This is a genomic window from Rossellomorea sp. KS-H15a, from assembly GCF_024195245.1.
GTDB lineage: Bacteria > Bacillota > Bacilli > Bacillales > Bacillaceae_B > Rossellomorea > Rossellomorea vietnamensis.
The window spans coordinates 1,733,129-1,750,542 of sequence record NZ_CP096886.1 but is presented as its reverse complement, the minus strand read 5'-3'; the positions used below and the strand labels follow the sequence as shown (position 1 = coordinate 1,750,542).

The 17,414-nt window shown below is 46.1% G+C and carries 20 protein-coding genes; 11 read left to right on the top strand and 9 right to left on the bottom strand.

Annotated features, from left to right (window positions below):
- Positions 1 to 65 precede the first annotated feature (65 nt).
- A complete protein-coding gene (locus tag M1J35_RS08955; protein WP_254653465.1) occupies positions 66 to 1,361 on the top strand; it encodes an alkaline phosphatase family protein in 1,296 nt (431 codons plus the stop codon).
- A 31-nt stretch (positions 1,362 to 1,392) separates the two neighbouring features.
- Positions 1,393 to 2,667: an MFS transporter gene (locus tag M1J35_RS08950; protein ID WP_254653464.1), complete on the top strand. Its 1,275-nt coding sequence runs from the start codon at positions 1,393 to 1,395 to the stop codon at positions 2,665 to 2,667.
- 51 nt (positions 2,668 to 2,718) lie between these two features.
- Here the strand turns inward: M1J35_RS08950 and M1J35_RS08945 are convergent, their stop codons facing one another.
- From M1J35_RS08945 to M1J35_RS08925, 5 genes are all read right to left on the bottom strand, one after another.
- On the bottom strand, positions 2,719 to 3,354 hold the full coding sequence (locus tag M1J35_RS08945; protein WP_224520659.1) for an FMN-dependent NADH-azoreductase: 636 nt from the start codon (positions 3,352 to 3,354) through the stop codon (positions 2,719 to 2,721).
- Between the two features lie 115 nt (positions 3,355 to 3,469).
- Positions 3,470 to 3,613 (bottom strand): hypothetical protein, encoded by a 144-nt coding sequence (locus M1J35_RS08940; protein ID WP_224520660.1) that lies wholly within the window; start codon positions 3,611 to 3,613, stop codon positions 3,470 to 3,472.
- Between the two features lie 96 nt (positions 3,614 to 3,709).
- Complete coding sequence (locus M1J35_RS08935; protein WP_224520661.1) at positions 3,710 to 4,246, bottom strand: DUF3189 family protein; 537 nt, start codon at positions 4,244 to 4,246, stop codon at positions 3,710 to 3,712.
- A gap of 127 nt (positions 4,247 to 4,373) precedes the next feature.
- On the bottom strand, positions 4,374 to 4,892 hold the full coding sequence (locus tag M1J35_RS08930) for a ferritin (protein WP_224521129.1): 519 nt from the start codon (positions 4,890 to 4,892) through the stop codon (positions 4,374 to 4,376).
- Positions 4,893 to 4,969: 77 nt separating this feature from the next.
- The gene (locus M1J35_RS08925) at positions 4,970 to 5,908 is read right to left on the bottom strand and encodes a DMT family transporter (protein WP_254653463.1); all 939 of its coding nucleotides are present in this window, start codon (positions 5,906 to 5,908) and stop codon (positions 4,970 to 4,972) included.
- Between the two features lie 186 nt (positions 5,909 to 6,094).
- Between M1J35_RS08925 and M1J35_RS08920 the strand changes: the two genes are divergently transcribed.
- Both M1J35_RS08920 and M1J35_RS08915 read left to right on the top strand, forming a co-directional pair.
- Complete coding sequence (locus tag M1J35_RS08920; protein WP_254653462.1) at positions 6,095 to 6,433, top strand: ASCH domain-containing protein; 339 nt, start codon at positions 6,095 to 6,097, stop codon at positions 6,431 to 6,433.
- A 19-nt stretch (positions 6,434 to 6,452) separates the two neighbouring features.
- A complete protein-coding gene (locus tag M1J35_RS08915; RefSeq protein ID WP_254653721.1) occupies positions 6,453 to 6,890 on the top strand; it encodes a hypothetical protein in 438 nt (145 codons plus the stop codon).
- A gap of 66 nt (positions 6,891 to 6,956) precedes the next feature.
- Here M1J35_RS08915 and M1J35_RS08910 read toward each other — a convergent pair whose 3' ends face one another.
- Positions 6,957 to 7,364: a potassium channel family protein gene (locus M1J35_RS08910; RefSeq protein WP_254653461.1), complete on the bottom strand. Its 408-nt coding sequence runs from the start codon at positions 7,362 to 7,364 to the stop codon at positions 6,957 to 6,959.
- Between the two features lie 166 nt (positions 7,365 to 7,530).
- Here M1J35_RS08910 and M1J35_RS08905 point away from each other — a divergent pair, with 166 nt between their 5' ends.
- The 3 genes from M1J35_RS08905 (at position 7,531) to M1J35_RS08895 (ending at position 9,568) form a co-directional block, all read left to right on the top strand.
- The gene (locus M1J35_RS08905; RefSeq protein ID WP_254653460.1) at positions 7,531 to 7,815 is read left to right on the top strand and encodes a hypothetical protein; all 285 of its coding nucleotides are present in this window, start codon (positions 7,531 to 7,533) and stop codon (positions 7,813 to 7,815) included.
- A gap of 226 nt (positions 7,816 to 8,041) precedes the next feature.
- Positions 8,042 to 8,764: a TerC family protein gene (locus M1J35_RS08900; RefSeq protein ID WP_254653459.1), complete on the top strand. Its 723-nt coding sequence runs from the start codon at positions 8,042 to 8,044 to the stop codon at positions 8,762 to 8,764.
- A 99-nt stretch (positions 8,765 to 8,863) separates the two neighbouring features.
- Positions 8,864 to 9,568, top strand: a complete 705-nt coding sequence (locus tag M1J35_RS08895) for a DUF421 domain-containing protein (RefSeq protein ID WP_254653458.1) — start codon at positions 8,864 to 8,866, stop codon at positions 9,566 to 9,568.
- 33 nt (positions 9,569 to 9,601) lie between these two features.
- On the opposite strand, the gene M1J35_RS08890 is transcribed toward M1J35_RS08895, so the two are convergent.
- Complete coding sequence (locus M1J35_RS08890) at positions 9,602 to 10,651, bottom strand: NAD(P)/FAD-dependent oxidoreductase (RefSeq protein ID WP_254653457.1); 1,050 nt, start codon at positions 10,649 to 10,651, stop codon at positions 9,602 to 9,604.
- 182 nt (positions 10,652 to 10,833) lie between these two features.
- Between M1J35_RS08890 and M1J35_RS08885 the strand changes: the two genes are divergently transcribed.
- From M1J35_RS08885 to M1J35_RS08870, 4 genes are all read left to right on the top strand, one after another.
- Positions 10,834 to 11,679, top strand: coding sequence for an ABC transporter ATP-binding protein (locus M1J35_RS08885; RefSeq protein WP_254653456.1), 846 nt, complete (start codon positions 10,834 to 10,836; stop codon positions 11,677 to 11,679).
- Positions 11,630 to 12,556 carry an iron-hydroxamate ABC transporter substrate-binding protein gene (locus M1J35_RS08880; protein ID WP_254653455.1) on the top strand — a complete coding sequence of 309 codons (927 nt, stop codon included), beginning with the start codon at positions 11,630 to 11,632 and terminating at the stop codon, positions 12,554 to 12,556. Before M1J35_RS08885 ends, M1J35_RS08880 begins: the two co-directional genes overlap by 50 nt.
- A gap of 69 nt (positions 12,557 to 12,625) precedes the next feature.
- Entirely contained in the window at positions 12,626 to 13,633 is a 1,008-nt protein-coding gene (locus M1J35_RS08875) for a FecCD family ABC transporter permease (protein WP_254653720.1), read from the top strand.
- On the top strand, positions 13,630 to 14,658 hold the full coding sequence (locus M1J35_RS08870; protein WP_254653454.1) for a FecCD family ABC transporter permease: 1,029 nt from the start codon (positions 13,630 to 13,632) through the stop codon (positions 14,656 to 14,658). The genes M1J35_RS08875 and M1J35_RS08870 overlap by 4 nt, the downstream gene beginning before the upstream one ends.
- A gap of 182 nt (positions 14,659 to 14,840) precedes the next feature.
- On the opposite strand, the gene M1J35_RS08865 is transcribed toward M1J35_RS08870, so the two are convergent.
- Positions 14,841 to 15,821: a bile acid:sodium symporter family protein gene (locus tag M1J35_RS08865; protein ID WP_254653453.1), complete on the bottom strand. Its 981-nt coding sequence runs from the start codon at positions 15,819 to 15,821 to the stop codon at positions 14,841 to 14,843.
- Complete coding sequence (locus tag M1J35_RS08860; RefSeq protein ID WP_254653452.1) at positions 15,818 to 17,215, bottom strand: FAD-binding oxidoreductase; 1,398 nt, start codon at positions 17,213 to 17,215, stop codon at positions 15,818 to 15,820. The genes M1J35_RS08865 and M1J35_RS08860 overlap by 4 nt, the downstream gene beginning before the upstream one ends.
- Positions 17,216 to 17,414 lie beyond the last annotated feature (199 nt).

The following is a 17,414-nucleotide window of genomic DNA, read 5'->3' as shown; positions in this document are numbered from 1 at the left end:
ATTCTGAATGTTCTGCTATATTAATAGGTATATAGTACAATCCTGCTAGGATATTGGAGGACTTTATGGAACGTTTGACGGATCACCTCATCATCATCTCTTTCGATTGTTTATCTGCCTTGGATTTTTCGATTCTAAAAGGACTCCCCCACTTCCAGGAGCTGCTTTCACATGGTTCTTACTGCAAAAGGGTTGAAACCATCTATCCTTCTGTCACGTATCCCTGTCACGCCACAATTGTCACCGGAAAGTACCCCAATCGTCACGGTATAGTGAATAATACACTCCTCCAGCCTGGCAGGGACTCGCCGGACTGGCATTGGCATCGGAAATCCATTAAGGGTACCACCCTCTATGACGAAGCAAAGAAGGCGGGGATGACCACCGCTGCCCTCCTTTGGCCGGTGACAGCCAAAGCGGATATCGATTATAATATGCCGGAAATCTTCGCCAATCGTTCCTGGCATAATCAAATCCTCGTTTCACTTTTGAATGGGAGCCCCCTCTTCCAACTGCAGATGAATCGTCTTTTTGGCCATATGCGCAATGGCCTGAATCAACCTGAGCTGGATGATTTCGTCCTTGAATCGACGCTTGAAACAATCAAAAGGAAACCAGACTTATTGCTTGTACACTTTACGGATCTTGATACCAAGCGGCATTACCACGGTTTCTCTTCAGACGAAGCAAATGCAGCGCTCCGCCGCCATGACGACAGATTGGGAAGGATCGTAGGAGCGTTAAGGGACAACGGCATCTATGATAAGTCGACGATCGTAGCCCTTGGTGATCATAGTGCCCTCGATGAATCGAAGGCCGTCCAACTCAACACCCTCCTAAAGGAACAGGGGTTCATCACCGTAAACCGGCGCGGGAAGATCACTGACTGGAAAGCGTATTGCAAAGGGTGTGATGGTTCTGCCTATGTGTATACAAAGGATCCCGATTCAAAGCAGAAAGTGAAGGACCTTTTGGAGCTAATACAACCTGATCCAGCGAGTGGAATCGAATCCATCCTCACTCGAGAGGAAGCTGCCGGGAAAGGGGCCGATGAACAGTGTTCGTTCATGCTCGAAGCCAGACTCGGGTTTTATTTCAAAGATGCATTGGATGGTTCCTTCATCCATACGATCACTCCGGAAGATGTGAAGGAAAAGCGTTACACGTACGGCTCCCACGGCTATTCTCCGGAAAAGGAGAACTACTCCACGATCTTCATGGCGGCGGGAAAAGGAATTCGTCCTCACCTCGAGATTTCTTCCATGGGTCTCATTGATGAAGGACCGACATTTGCCAGATTGCTCGGACTCACCTTAGAAGATATTGACGGAAAAACGATTGAAGAAGTATTGGATATCTAATGAAGATTCTGTTTCCTTAGGGGGAAAAACCATGAAACGTTTTTCAAAAGAAGAAAGCAGCTGGATTTTTTATGATTGGGCCAATTCAGCGTATTCCATCATCATTTCCACCGCCGTCTTTCCGCTCTTTTATAAAGCGGCCGCTACAAATGCAGGTGTCAGTGCCGCTAATTCAACGGCTTATTTGGGATACACCATTGCCATTGCGACCTTCATCCTGGCCATGATTGGTCCCATCCTTGGTACCATCGCCGATTATGAGGGATATAAGAAGAGGTTCTTTTCCTTCTTCTTTGCACTGGGTGTGACATTCACCCTCCTCCTCGCTTTCGTCCCGAGCGATCAATGGCTGCTTCTTTTAGTCTTTTATACAGTGGCAGCAGTCGGATCCGCCGGGTCGAACGTCTTCTACGATGCCTTTTTGACCGACGTAACGACGGAAGAACGGATGAATCGTGTATCATCACGGGGATTTGGATTTGGGTATATCGGGAGCACGATACCGTTCATCCTAAGCATCGCCATCATCATCTTATCCCAGAACGGGACCATTCCCATCTCCGTTACCGTCGCTAGTAAGATTGCCTTTGTGATCACCGCTTTATGGTGGGGTCTCTTCTCTATACCGTTATTAAAGAATGTCCATCAGCGCTACTTCATCCAACGGGAAAAAAGCCCAGTCGCGAACAGCTTCAAACGTCTTGGCAAAACGATGAAAGAAATCAGGAAATATCGGGCACTCTTTTTATTCCTGCTTGCTTACTTCTTTTATATTGACGGTGTCGGCACCATCATTACCATGTCCACGGCGTACGGATCGGATCTTGGTATCACCTCCACCAACCTTTTGATCATCCTCTTTGTGACCCAGGTGGTGGCTGGACCATTCGCAATCCTCTATGGAAGGATGGCTGAAAAATTCACGGGTAAAAAGATGCTGTATGTGGGCATTTCCGTGTATATCATCGTGTGCATATACGCCTATTTTCTAGAGACAACCATGGATTTCTGGATATTGGCCATGCTCGTCGCATCTTCTCAAGGGGGCATCCAGGCACTGAGCAGGGCTTATTTTGCAAAGCTGATACCGAAGAAAAACGCCAACGAATTCTTCGGGTTTTATAATATTTTTGGTAAGTTTGCATCGATTCTCGGACCGTTATTAGTGGCTGTCACCGCACAAATGACCGGCGCGTCCAACAGTGGAGTATTCAGCCTTGTCATCCTCTTTATCATAGGGATTGTGATCCTTGCTTTCGTACCCGAACCGACAGAGGCTGACGTCGAGAAGTCAGCCATCGTATAAAGAAAAAAGGGCCTGAACGCTTATGTTCAGGCTCTTTCTTAAGCTTTTCAATTAGAAAGTATGTGCTGCATCTTTCGCGCGCGCAATCGCATCTTCCTTGATTTCCTGTGCTTTATCCGGCATTGCCGCATGTCCCTCCACAAAAACTCCCTCAAAGGAAGGTACACCAAAGAATTGCATGATAAGGCTTAAATAACGATGCCCCATTTCCATGCCTGCTGCCGGTCCTTCAGAGTAAATACCGCCCCTGGCCTGGATATGTATCGCTTTCTTGTCCGTCAATAATCCAACCGGCCCCTGCTCCGTATACTTGAATGATTTCCCTGCCACTGCCACGGAATCGATATATGCTTTCATCACCGGTGGAAATGAAAAATTCCAGAAAGGGGTCACAAATACGTATTTATCAGCCCCGATGAACTGATCGGATAGTTCATTAAGGCGGTTTACTTTCTTCTGCTCTTCCATGGAAAGCTCCTCAAATCCTTTACCTGATTGAAGCTTCCCCCAACCGCTGAAGACATCCGCATCGATATGGGGAATATGCTCCCGGTACAAATCGAGGTGAATTACCTCATCTTCCCGGTTCACATCCCTATACGTATCCATAAATGCTTTCGCAACCGCCATGCTGTACGATTGGGTATCGTCATGGGGATGCGCGGTAATGTATAACACCTTTGCCATTCATCATCCATCCTTTCTTCTATTAACTCACAATCGTATTTTGTGAAGATATGAATGGAATTATCCTTTTTCACTGTAAAAAAAGAATGCTGCCCTGTAGGACAGCATTCGATGCTTACTCTTCTTCTCCTGGTACTTCAAACGGGTTCCCCCCGATATGTTTTCTCATTTCGTCTGTTAGTTCAAATGGAGTGTTTTCTTGTGTTTCCCCTGCTGCGAAATGGTGACTGCCATCAAAGTGAAATGGTTTACCTTCCAATGTCGACACCTCCGTTTTACTGTAGTATGACCATTATGTACAGGCCCATACAGAACAGACCTTTTACCCAGTAGTATTTACTTATTATAATATGCTTTACTTCCAGAAGATATCCTTTTTTCCCATTTTATATTGATATTTTTTATTTTCTAATACTACGACCTGTTCATGGGATGTTGTTGCCACACGCTTTGTTTCCTCCACTAGATGCTGAATGAGACCATGGCACTGCTCCGCCCCTTTCACAAGGAGGGGCACGCCGATCCAATCAATCTTCAGTTCCCTTGAGAAGAAACCTCCCGCTGTCATAGCTGGCGGGACGGTTGGCGAAGTGTTGGAAATGATGATCTTCTCCTCTTGTCCGTATCGACGAAGTAAGATATCACTTAGATCGGTTAAGGCAGGGACCACATACTTGGAATTCCTTCGTCCGATCGTATAGACGGGACACCCTTCTTCGTCCGTTCCGTGATATAGAATATGCCCCGTGTCTTTTTTTGTAAGTTGGTTAAAATATGGAACAGAAAGGATCTCTTCCTTCGTCAACTTCCCCGGTTTCAGTATTTGTAAATGATAGGCTGCAGCCATGGACGTGGTATGAGTCCCACCGAAATCGTTGTAAATATAAATCATCTGATCACCTTTAAGAGATTCGTTTTCTTCAGTATGAACGGTCGGGGTAGAGAGTATCCCTTTTCATCTTGATTCAATAAAAAAAACCTGCTCCCAAAAATGGGAAAGCAGGAATTCACTGCCTGAATCAACCACCCGCAGGAGCGGGACCGGCTGCAGGTGCTGCTGTACGCTGACCAAGTTCCTGGTCCAGTACGAGTAGAGCGGCGGGATTATCTCCGGCAAGTTTCAACCGATCGACAATCGTCAGCGCCTGAGCTTCTTCATCAATCTGTTCTCTCAGAAATTCCTGAATGATGACAGCAGTCTGTTGATCATTTTGGGCGGCATAATTGTATGCTTGTTGATAAGAGTTGGTAACGAATCGCTCATGCTCCAGCACTTTTTGAAACGTTTGAAGAGGGGTGCCATACTCTTTCGGCTGCGCAGGGAGCTGCTGAAGCTCGACTAGCCCTCCCCTGTCTGTCACATAGTCGATAAGCTTCAACATATGTGTTCGCTCTTCTTCCGACTGTAGTCTCAGCCAACTGGCCATCCCTGTATAATTCTGATTCGCCATATAGGCGGACATGGCAAGATAGAGAGTAGTAGACACGTGCTCGATTCCAATCAAATTATTTAAGAGCTTTTGAATTTGTTCGTTCAGCATACCCTTCCTCCTTAAAATATATTGACTCTTCATTTTATTGAAGGAAAGTAATAATTATGATGGATTCATTAAACCTACATATGGTGATGTTGTTTCCCCTCGAGGAACCGCTTTTGTTTTCTTCTAACCACAAATTCTTCGAGGGTCCCGGAACCACACACGACTCCAAGAACGATGAACACCAGTCCGAACAGGTGATAGACTGTCACGGTTTCACCAAGAAAAATCGCCGCTCCAAGAAGGGAGAAAAAGGTATTGAGATTCAGGAAAATCGATGTTTCGGCAGCCCCTATTTTACCAATCGAATGATTGTAAATCATATGTCCAACTGCTGTGGCCAATATGGCTGAGGCAAAAAACAATACCCATATTTCGACCGGTGCATCACCTAATTGCTTCAGTCCTCCCGGCTCAGTGATCAGGCTGATGACAAACAGAATGGCAGAACCGAACACAAGCATATACCCCGTCAACAACCGGGGATCCAACGTCTTGGCGGCACGGCTTATGATGATGAAGCTCAACGCCTGAGAAAAAATGGAGATGAAAATGAACAAATCTCCCATCTTCAGACCACCGATTCCTTCTCCTCCCGACAATACAATGATCGTCACACCGACACTGCCTGAAAGAAACCCTATGATCTTGATCATGGTCGGCCGGTTCCTGAGGATGATCGTCGCCATTAGAGCCGTTAATAATGGCCCCGTTCCAAGGATCAGGCCCCCATTTGTAGACGATGTTCCCGTTAACCCGACTGATAAAAAATAATGATGACTGACCACATTTAACAGACCACCGGTAATGATGAACAGAAATTCCTTTCCTGTCGGCTTCCTGATCTCTCCCATCAGGCCAAGGAGAATAAATACTGTAACACCTGCTGTGAAAATGCGAAGCGAGGTGATCGTAACAGGTGTAAATTCGCTTACAAGCGTTTTTAACGCCGGCACATTAAAGCCCCATATGAGCATGATGAACACAAGGATGATATACGTTTGCCATTTTTTCAATACGTCGGAGCCTTCTTTCTATATCGGATATTTCATCCAATCATAGCACCCGAAAGCCATTACGACTAGAGATAGAAATCCTTTTTTGGAAACAAAAGGGACATTTCAGCCCTGATATAGACAGCACCTTTTTTTCTCCCCGACCCAAGACTATGCTATAGTATAGGTCGAAAGGGGTTTTTTAACATGTCAAATCAAGAACTGCCACCAAAAACATGTTCCATCGAGCGTTTAGTCACGAAAGCGGAAGACGTCGAAAAAGTGCTTCAAGGAACGAAAACGGCGACCCGCCGAAACGGAAGATACGCGGATGTCGGGGAAATCATGGAGCTTCAAGGAACGAAATACATAGTGAACAGCGTCTATTCACAGTCACTCGGCGAACTGACAGACGAACACGCCAAGCAAGAAGGGTTTCAAACAGTGGAGGATTATAAAAATGCCATCCTCTCTTATCATCCAGGAATGCCGTGGCACCCCGGCATGAAAGTATGGGTCCACGAATTTAGCTTAGTGACAGAATAGAGCACTTCACATGGAGCAACTGCTATATAGAACATTGATCTATCTTCATGTCATAAGTGTCGTGGCTTCCATCGGGCCATTCTTCTTACTTCTCTTGACGATGAACAAGTTACGGACCGCGTCCCCGTCCATCCTGCCTTCGTACCTGGATACATTCCGATTCACCGTGCAGCTTTCCAAGCATTCAGGGCACGTCCTTGTCGGAACGGGGATCCTCCTCGTACTTCTGGGACCATGGACATGGACGACGCCGTGGATCGTCATGACCCTCGTCATCATGCTCTGTTCTCTCTTCTTTCTGGCACGGGCATTTTCGCCGACTTTAAGGAAATTCGAAGAGGAAGATGCGGACAGGGAAAAGCTTGTTGGAAAGTTACATCGGACCGTTTGGATTTATCTCATTCTCCTCCTGGCCATGCTGTGGTTTATGGTGGTGAAACCGGGGATGTGGATGTAATTTTTTGCGTGTACCAGGTACAGTCGGGGACGATTGTACCTGGTACACGCTTTTTAGGTTCGAATCCTACTCATTCCCCTTATTACTCTTCGAATCCAAAACCTTCATAAAGTAGGCCGTCGGAAGTAACAGACCGATCGCCGCTTCAAGCAGCGCAAAGAACCTGAGATGACCCGTCGGGATATAATCCCCGTAACCGACCGACAAAATCGTCACTCCGCTATAGTAGAGATAGTTAAGGAATGTGTGCTCCACCGGCTCCCCACTCGGCGAGCTTATCCTGAGCATAGGATTGTCAAACGACAGGGCATAGTAGAGGACAGCAAACGCGATCATGATACTGAGAAGCACAAAGAACAGCTTCAAAAAAAGTGCTGTACTGAAATAACTATACTTAAAGTGCTTATCTTTAAAGAAATAAATTAAGTTGGCCAAAATAAATAGAATGGCTCCTACTGTAACGATGGTTGCCAAAACGTGTGAATCCTCCTCTTGTCAATGTAGTATGTTTCATTTACCACGTTCGGTTTGTTTAAAACTTAAGACTTCAAATTCTTATTCCTCATCCACAAAATCCACATATGATGTACCAACCCTCTTTTTAAGAAAGGTGAGAATGACATTGAATCTGCCATACACTATGTATAGACCCGCTCACGGCGGTGGAGGGCATGCAAGTTGGGGAAACGGGCACGGCCACGCGACTTGGGGACACGGAACAAGCTGGAACCCGGGAGGCAATTGGAATCACGGGGGAACCTGGGGATATCACGGTTGGGGTTACCCCGGATTTGCTGCGGGGACAGTGACTGGTTTAGCGGTTGGGGCCGCCGCGTCACCCGGTCCTTACCCGGTGCCGGTTCCTGCTTATCCCTATCCGTATCCTTACCCTTATCCCTATCCACTGCCTTATCCCCAATCATAATCAAACCAAAATCCCCGATCCTGAGTGGAGTCGGGGATTTTCTGGTGGTTGGATTTTTTGATCGCATAGAAGATGAGCATGTATTCTCTATTAACCATGAAATTCCTCCCATGGAATAGAGTTAACGGCTCACGCGACTGCTGGACGTTTTTCTATTGAAAAAATGTGGTATAATAGATTAGTTATCAAATTATTCATAGATTCGTATACACAAGGAGGAAGCAATATGGATTTGTTATTTCCACTTGGACTAGCCATATCCACTGGTGCAATCATTGCCCTTTTAAAAATCATAGCCATCGATATCATTTTATCTGGAGATAATGCCATCGTCATTGCCATGGCAACAAGGAGATTACCGAAGGACCTTCAGAACAAGGCCATTTTCTGGGGAACGGCGGGCGCCGTCATCCTGCGTATTTTCTTTGCTGCCATCATCGTTTATTTACTTCAGATTCCTTATGTGCATCTCATAGGAGGAGTCCTGTTACTATGGATTGCCTACCAGGTGCTCGTTGAAGATGAAGAGGAAGCCAATATCAAATCACACACCGGACTTAGACAGGCCATCATGACCATCATTGTCGCAGACGCCGCCATGAGTCTTGATAATGTCGTTGCTGTTGCAGGTGCCGCACATGGACATATCGGTATGATCGCCCTAGGCGTCTTCATCTCGATTCCGATCATGATATTCGGATCGAAAGCCATTGTGAAAATCCTTGAAAGATTCCGCTGGATCGCTTACCTTGGTGCAGGGATCCTTGCCTACACAGCAGGTGAAATGATCGTGTCGGATGAAAAATTCTTAGACTTGATCAATATCGAACATGGACTGATTACTACCATCATCACCATCGTACTGACCGCCGCGATTCTTATTGGTGGGTTCCTGGCAAATAAACGTTCTCAATCTGATCACAAAAATGTTCACCAATATAATGCATAACCCTCGAAGATGTCTGCAATTGCAGGCATCTTTTTTGTTTCTTGAAAGTACTTTCTGGAAAGACTAATTGTCAGTTAAGAAAGAAGGAGGACGTGCGTATTGGATTTCTTCATGAGCCAGGATTCACTAACCGCTGTGGAATGGATTTCCCGTGCTGCTATAGGATTCATCTTTTTACTTATCATAACCAAATTGATGGGACAACGCTCCATTTCTCAGCTGCGATTCCTTGATTTTGTCATGGCACTTTTAATCGGGAATATTATGGCTCACCCCTTGTCTGACGAAGGGTTAGGAATGAAGGGATCTATGCTCACTATGGGAACATTGGTGATTCTCTATCTACTTGGGGTTTACCTCAGTCTTCATTCAACCTTCATACGAAAAATACTCGATCCTTCACCTATTTCTATAATACATAATGGGGAAATCTTATATAAAAATCTTAAGAAAGCAAGGATTCCTATAGAAAGCCTGTTATCTGAATTAAGGAAGCAGCAAATCGAAGAAGTTCATAAAGTTGCGATCGCCCTGTGGGAGCCTGGAGGAGAGATTTCATTTTTTCTCAAACCACAGTATCAGCCCGTTACACATCTGGATGTCGCACTCCCTATTAAAACATTTGACCTCCCCATCCCCATTATTGAGGATGGCAGAGTCAATCAATCGGAATTAATGAAGCTGAATAAAGACGAATCCTGGCTGCACGATCAATTAAGAAATTCTTATGATGCAACAGTACATGACATCTTGCTGGCAACGATAGATAAGCAGGATCAGATAAAAATCTATCTGTATAAATGAACAATCCCTCTATCCTCTGGGGGAGCATTACCTTTATGATTTCATCATCTGCTTAACCAATTCTTTATTCCTTTTCTTGAATGCTTCGTTATGGGAAGAGACCATGGCGAATTCATTGGCGCCTGGCTGAATGAATTGTTTGGCTTTATTGACCGCGTTTGCTGCATCCTGGAAAGCCCCGGCAATCAGGTTCACTTTCCCTTCATGTTTCAGGATATCGCCTGCTGCATAAAGTCCTTCTATGGAGGATTCGCTCGTTGCCGTGCCTGCTATATAATACTCATCGATCATGTCGATATCGAGTGAACTATTCTTAAGTAAAGATGTATCGATTTCATATCCATGATTGATGATCACTTCATCGATCGACAGGTAGGAAACTTCATTTGTCTGGTGATTCGTCAACTCTACCCTTTCAATCGAATCATGGTCGTCACCTGCAATCAACTTAGAAATGGACGTATTTAGTAAGCAGGTAGCCGAGCTGTTCATGAGCTGTGCGCATTGTGCTTCATGTCCTTTGAGGGCGTCTTTTCGATAGGCAATGTATACCTTCTCAGCCACCGGCTCGAGTTCATTTGCCCAGTCGATTGCTGAGTTGCCTCCACCTGAGATGATGACGGTCTTTCCTCTGAATCGTTTCAGTGATTTCACCGTATAGTGTAGATTGGTAATTTCGAAACGTTCAGCTCCTTCGATGTCTAGCTTTTGAGGATTTATGATCCCGCTTCCCACTGCGACGATGACCGTTTTTGAATAATGCTTTTTACCGGAACATCCCTCAAGAATAAAGATTCCTTCTTCATTGCGTGTGATCGATTCAACCTTTTCATTCAGGACGACAGTCGGATCGAATGTCAGCCCTTGTTGAACAATCTGCTCAATAAGTTTTGCACCCGGTACAGGAGTCATTCCCCCTACATCCCAAATCATCTTCTCGGGATATACATGTATCTTTCCACCTAAGTCAGGCTGAAATTCAATAATTTTTGTCTTCATTTCTCTAAGACCGCTATAAAAAGCTGAGTAAAGGCCAGCCGGCCCTCCACCGATGACCGTTACATCAAATAGTTCCTTCTCCATTTCCGTTCACTCCTTGAGTAACCAAACTTTAATTGATTATCATTCTCAATTAAATCCTATCTCTTTTTCATCCACTTGACAACCAAATTTTCTGTTGACATTGGGAAAAAAGGATTATAGTATTGAAATTGTTCGAGAATGAGAATCATTATCAATATTTTTTTATAAATGGAGGTCATAATATGGTTCGCCTCTGTACAGACGAATTAAACATTGGTTACGGGGACCGCCTGATTGTGAAAAATCTCAGCGTCGACATCCCGGATAAAAAGATCACAACCATCATCGGATCCAATGGTTGTGGAAAGTCCACCCTGTTGAAAGCGATTACCCGCATCATCCCCCACCACTCCGGCACTGTCCTGTTGGATGGTGAAAACATTTCAAAAGGAAATACAAAGGAATTGGCAAAAAAGATGGCCATTCTCCCGCAAACACCTGAAAGTGCAAGTGGTTTGACGGTTGGTGAGTTGGTGTCGTACGGACGGTTCCCCCACCAAAAAGGAATGGGACGGCTGACGAAAAAGGATTATGACGTAATCAACTGGGCACTTGAAGTGACTGGGACTCTCGAATTCAAGTATAGAGAAGTCGATGCCTTATCAGGCGGTCAGCGCCAACGTGTGTGGATCGCCATGGCTCTTGCCCAGGAAACGGACATCATTTTCCTCGATGAACCTACTACATATTTAGACATGGCCCACCAGCTCGAAGTACTTGAACTGTTACAAAAGCTCAACCTGGAACAGGAACGCACCATCGTAATGGTCCTGCATGATTTAAACCAGGCAGCCCGGTTTGCCGATTATATCGTAGCGTTAAAAGAAGGTGAAATCGTCCAATCCGGAAGTTGCGAAGAAGTCATCACCCATGACGTATTGAAAAAGGTATTTCACATTGATGCCGAAATTGGAAGAGATCCCCTAACAAATAAACCAATGTGCATCACATACAATTTACTCAAAGGAGAAGATCAACATGAAAAAATGGCTCATTCCGTTTACTCTGATATTAGTGTTATTGGTTAGTGCCTGCAGCAATGGTGCAACAAAAGAAGAAGGTTCAGAATCAAAGGAAAAGGAAAGTAAATCCGATACCATCACCTATCAATCAGAAAATGGTCCCGTAGAAGTACCTGCTGACCCACAGCGTGTCGTCGTCCTATCCTCATTTACCGGTAACGTGATGGCACTTAATGTGAATCTGGTCGGCGTCGACTCCTGGTCCAAATTGAATCCACGATGGGATAAAGAACTCGAAGGCGTGGAAGAAGTAACCGATGAAAGTCTCGAAAAGATCATCGAACTGGATCCCGATCTGATCATCGGTTTATCCAATATCAAGAATGTCGATAAATTAAAAGAAATCGCTCCTACGGTTACATACACATATGGAAAAGTAGACTATTTAACGCAGCACATTGAAATTGGGAAACTATTAAACAAGGAAGAAGAAGCTCAGAAATGGGTGGATGATTTCAAGAAGCGTGCTCGAGCTGCCGGAGATGATATCAAAGCAAAAATCGGTGAAGACGCGACTGTTTCTGTCATTGAAAGTTTCAATAAGCAATTATACGTTTACGGCAACAACTGGGGACGCGGTACAGAAATCCTTTATCAGGAAATGGATTTGAAGATGCCTGAAAAAGTAAAAGAACAGGCGTTGGAACCGGGATATTTTGCCCTTTCGACTGAGGTGATGCCTGAGTTTGCCGGAGACTACCTGATTATAAGTAAAGATCCTAAAGCGGATAACTCCTTTATGGAAACCGAAACATACAAAAACATTCCTGCCGTGAAGAACAACCAGGTATTTGAAGTGAATATGATGGAATTTTACTTTAATGATCCTCTTACACTGGATTACCAGTTGGACTTCTTCAAAGACAAATTTCTAGGTAATTAATTCTTAAAGGGGGATTCTTATGATGAGAATTCCCCTTTTCCATACTTTAAAAAGAAAAGATGATGGATGATGCTCACTCAAAATCAACGAATTCCATTTATATTTAAATTGATCGGTACAACCTTTCTTTTTGCAGCTGCCTTCTTGGTATCTGTTACATTCGGAGCTGCTGAAACAACGGTGAGGGATGTCTTTCATGCCCTCACCTTCTCAGCCGAGGGAGATAAGATTAATATCCTCCAAGAGATCCGCTTCCCCCGGGAAGTTGCCGCCATTGTGGTCGGGGCGGCCCTGGCCGTATCAGGGGCCATCATGCAGGGCATGACACGGAATCCCCTGGCCGATCCCGGTTTACTCGGCTTGACAGCCGGAGCGAATGCTTCATTGGCAGTCGCCCTCGCATTCCTCCCCTCCATCAGTTATGTCGGGATCATGATTGCCTGCTTCATAGGTTCTGCCGCAGGGGCCATTATGGTATTCGGGATCAGCTCCATGAAAAGGGGCGGTTTCTCCCCCTTTAGGATCGTACTGGCAGGAGCTGCCGTATCTGCTTTTTTATTTGCCATTGCAGAAGGGATCGGCTTGTATTTCAAGCTATCGAAAGATGTCTCCATGTGGACAGCAGGTGGAATGATCGGTACTACCTGGTCTCAGCTGCAAGTGATCGTTCCGTTCATCATGATTGGTATATTAGTGTCCTTACTTTTATCCAGGCAGTTGACAATCTTGAGTTTGAATGAAGAAGTGGCGGTAGGCTTGGGACAGCGGACGGCGGTTGTGAAAAGTGTCCTGTTCATTGTGATTGTCCTGCTTGCAGGTGCCGCCGTTGCACTGGTGGGGAATATGGTGTTCATAGGATTGATGATTCCCCATATGGTCCGGGCGGTTGTCGGGACAGATTACCGTTTCATTATTCCGATCTCCTCCCTGTTTGGAGCTTCTTTCATGCTAATGGCCGACACACTTGGACGCACGATCAATGCTCCATACGAAACACCCGTGGCAGCGATCGTCGCGATGATGGGACTTCCGTTCTTCCTGTTCATCGTACATAAAGGAGGGAAAGGATTCTCATGATACATCCGGACTTGATTAAAAAACAACGATGGTTGCTTATAGCTTTTTTCATCCTTATTGTCACAACAGCCTTTATCAGCATCGGACTGGGCTATTCTTCCGTATCGTATGGCAGACTACTCCCCACTCTGTTGGGTGATGGGACATTCAAAGAAGAATTCATCCTTTTCTCCATACGTTTACCGAGGATCATCATCACGATTCTCGCTGGGATGGCCCTTGCCTTATCCGGTTCCATCCTGCAGGGGATGACCCGGAATGACCTGGCCGATCCCGGTATCATCGGAATCAATTCAGGTGCAGGTGTTGCTATTGCCATCTTCTTTTTATTTTTCCCAATCGATGCGGGGTCATTTGCTTATCTGCTTCCGGTTGTGGCTTTCTGCGGGGCACTCCTTATAGCCTGCTTGATTTACTTATTTTCATATAGTAAGAGAAACGGGATACAGCCTGTCCGGCTTATCTTAGTGGGAGTTGGATTCTCAATGGCCATGTCGGGGCTCATGGTCATTCTGATTTCGAGTGCTGAACGGGCAAAGGTGGATTTCATTGCCAAATGGCTGGCGGGGAATATATGGGGTGCCGACTGGCCGTTCATATGGGCGATTCTCCCTTGGCTTGTGGTCCTCATTCCATTTGCCCTTTATAAATCCCAGATGCTTAACCTGCTGGGATTGAGTGAACCCGTTTCTGTGGGGGTTGGCGTCTCGATCAACCGTGAGCGGTTCCTGATGCTGATCGTGGCAGTTGCCCTGGCAGCCTCTGCCGTTTCCGTTACAGGAGGGATCGCCTTTATCGGTCTGATGGCCCCTCATATGGCAAAAGCGATGGTCGGGCCACGGAACCAACTGTTCATCCCCATCGCCATATTACTCGGAGGCTGGCTCCTGCTCCTCGCCGATACCATCGGCCGGAACATCCTCCAACCCGACGGAATCCCCGCCGGCATCATGATCGCCCTCATCGGTGCCCCCTACTTTATGTACCTGTTACTAAGGAGGGACGGACCTCACTTTTCAAGTTAAAATGTGATTATGACGGGCTTCGTGCTTAAAAAAGGTAGGTCCGTCCCTCCACAAAAAGGCAGATCCCCCACTTTCATGTGGGGATCTGCCTTTTTCTTTATAGGATATGAGTGGCGATCAATCGATCGAGTTTTCGCATGGCCACTTTTTTGTTGACGCTTAGTTTCAGCTTTCGGAATTCCCTACCTCGCTGTTGGAGTAACAGCTCTGTTACTATATTCCTCCTCCACCTCGACCTCCACGGGCTTCTTACTCCAAAACGTTGCAAGGATCGGTCCTGAAATATTATGCCATACAGCGGCAATGACACTCGGCAGGGCAGCGAGGGGACCAAAGTGGGCAGTGGCAAGGGCAACCCCGAGTCCGGAGTTCTGCATCCCCACTTCAATGGAGATAGCGCGTCTCGTTCCTTCATCAAGCTTCATCAGGACACCGGTTCCGTATCCCAAGCCAAGTCCAAATAGATTATGAAGGATCACAGCCGTGAAAATGATCGCGCCGGAAGAAGCGATATTTTCAACATTTGCAGAAACGACGGCTGAAACGATGATGATGATTGCGAGAACTGAAATAAGCGGGATGACGTTCAGGCTTTTTTCCACGGTACCTGGGAATAGCTTTCGTATCACTAACCCAAAAGTGATCGGCAGGATGATTACCTGCACGATTGAAAGAAACATGGCGACGGGATCGACGGGGAGCCACTGACCAGCGAGACCGAGAAGGATGAGTGGAGTGGCAATCGGCGCCAAAAGAGTCGACAGTGAAGTCATGGCGACGGATAACGCCAGATTCCCTTTCGCAAGATAGACCATGACGTTGGATGCCGTCCCGCCGGGAACAGACCCCAATAATACCAAACCGGCAGCCAGTTCAGCCGGCAGACCAAGTATGTAAGCAATTAAAAATGCACCCAGTGGCATGATGAGGAATTGTGCCAGGACCCCAGTGATGACAGGAAGAGGTTTTTTTAGTACCAGTTCAAAATCAACGGGCTTCAGAGTGAGCCCCATTCCAAACATCACAACACCCAATAGAATCGTAATATATGCTCCTAAAGATAGAAAGGGAGCAGGAATAAAATAAGCGACAGCCGCTACCAGGATGACCCATACTGCAAAGTACTTCCCTGCCAGATTACTGATGGTTTCAAGTAGTTTCATTTGGCTTCCTCCTTCTTTTTATGTACCAGCTTATGAGGGTTGAAGATTCCATCGGGATCAAGTGCCCGCTTTATTTTCTCCATGACCTTCAAGGCTCCCCCGTGTTCCCGCTCTTGATATTTCATCTTCCCTACACCCACTCCATGTTCGCCTGTGCATGTGCCATTCCGTTCAAGGGCGTATTCAACGATCAGTTCGTTATAGATGCCGGCTCTCTTCACCTCTTCCGGATCATTCAAGTCAATCATGAGTGAGGTATGATAATTCCCATCTCCCACATGCCCGAGAATCCCTCCGATGAGCTCTAATTCTTGAAGCTGTTTCCGTGCATGCTGAACAGCTCCCGATAATTCTGAAATGGGTACGCAAACATCCGTCACCATGAGTTTCCTTCCCGGATGCCCATGCACATAAGCATAGGCGAGATTATGTCTCGCTTCCCACAATTTGTTCCTTGCTGCCGTATCCTCTTCAAAGACAATGTCTTCACACTGATGATCGGCCACGATTTCTTTCGTGAATTCAACGTCTTGATTCAGACCCGCTTCATTTCCATGAAACTCAAGGAACAGAGTCGGTTTTTCCTTATAGTCCGTATCACTGAACCGGTTCACTTGAATCATGGACGGCTCATCTACAAGCTCACACCTGGCAATCGGGATTCCCGCCTGCAGGATTGAAACAACGGCTTCCACTGCATCATCCACATCTTTGAAAGAAGCACGTGCTGCCACGATGTGTTCAGGGATGCCATATACGCGGAGGGTCAATTCCGTGATGCATCCCAGCGTCCCTTCCGACCCTACGAATAAGCTATTCAAGTGATAACCCGAGGAGGACTTCTGTGCCATATTCCCGGTGTGGATCAGGTCTCCATCGGGGAGTACCACTTCGAGATCACGTACCTGATCACGCATGACACCGTATTTAACCGAAGTCGTCCCACTCGCATTCGTCGCAGCCATCCCGCCGAGGGTCGCATCTGCACCGGGATCCACTGAGAAGAAGAGGCCATATTTCTTTAATTCTTTATTCAGCTGGGTGCGCGTCACACCGGGTTGAACCTTTACAAGGAAATCCCTTTCCCTTACCTCAAGAATCTTATTCATCTCGGAAAAATCGATCGTGATCCCTTTGTCATACGGGATGACGTGCCCTTCAAGACTGGTACCAAGTCCAAAAGGAATGATGGGGATTTGATGATCGGATGCCACTTTCACGACCGCCCTCACTTCTTCACTGCTACGGGGGAACACCACCACATCCGGCGGACTTGGAGAGTGATAGGACTCATCTTTCCCATGCTGATCCAAAATCGTTTCATTCATCGTCACCTGGCCTTCGCCAACAACCTCCCTTAATTCATCCAACAAACGACTATCCTTCACACTCATAAGCCCTCTCTCCTTCAAAATGTATAATGTATCGAATTATACCTAATAATCAGAATATTTCAATAGTAAATTGGGATTCTTTTAAAGGTAACCATTTGAGGGACGGACCTCCAAAAGCGGTCATTTTACAGAGGAATCCTTATCATACCGGGATTTTGGCAAGGTCCGTCCCTCCAAAAAAAGTGGTATCGGAAGAGTT

Coding starts and splice junctions, on each gene's coding strand:
- M1J35_RS08950 (WP_254653464.1), top strand. CDS start 1,393: ATGAAACGTTTTTCAAAAGAAGAAAGCAGCTGGATTTTTTATGATTGG.
- M1J35_RS08880 (WP_254653455.1), top strand. CDS start 11,630: ATGAAAAAATGGCTCATTCCGTTTACTCTGATATTAGTGTTATTGGTT.
- M1J35_RS08945 (WP_224520659.1), bottom strand. CDS start 3,354: ATGGCAAAGGTGTTATACATTACCGCGCATCCCCATGACGATACCCAA.
- M1J35_RS08900 (WP_254653459.1), top strand. CDS start 8,042: ATGGATTTGTTATTTCCACTTGGACTAGCCATATCCACTGGTGCAATC.
- M1J35_RS08875 (WP_254653720.1), top strand. CDS start 12,626: ATGCTCACTCAAAATCAACGAATTCCATTTATATTTAAATTGATCGGT.
- M1J35_RS08865 (WP_254653453.1), bottom strand. CDS start 15,821: ATGAAACTACTTGAAACCATCAGTAATCTGGCAGGGAAGTACTTTGCA.
- M1J35_RS08890 (WP_254653457.1), bottom strand. CDS start 10,651: ATGGAGAAGGAACTATTTGATGTAACGGTCATCGGTGGAGGGCCGGCT.
- M1J35_RS08870 (WP_254653454.1), top strand. CDS start 13,630: ATGATACATCCGGACTTGATTAAAAAACAACGATGGTTGCTTATAGCT.
- M1J35_RS08905 (WP_254653460.1), top strand. CDS start 7,531: ATGTATAGACCCGCTCACGGCGGTGGAGGGCATGCAAGTTGGGGAAAC.
- M1J35_RS08885 (WP_254653456.1), top strand. CDS start 10,834: ATGGTTCGCCTCTGTACAGACGAATTAAACATTGGTTACGGGGACCGC.
- M1J35_RS08860 (WP_254653452.1), bottom strand. CDS start 17,215: ATGAGTGTGAAGGATAGTCGTTTGTTGGATGAATTAAGGGAGGTTGTT.
- M1J35_RS08935 (WP_224520661.1), bottom strand. CDS start 4,246: ATGATTTATATTTACAACGATTTCGGTGGGACTCATACCACGTCCATG.
- M1J35_RS08955 (WP_254653465.1), top strand. CDS start 66: ATGGAACGTTTGACGGATCACCTCATCATCATCTCTTTCGATTGTTTA.
- M1J35_RS08920 (WP_254653462.1), top strand. CDS start 6,095: ATGTCAAATCAAGAACTGCCACCAAAAACATGTTCCATCGAGCGTTTA.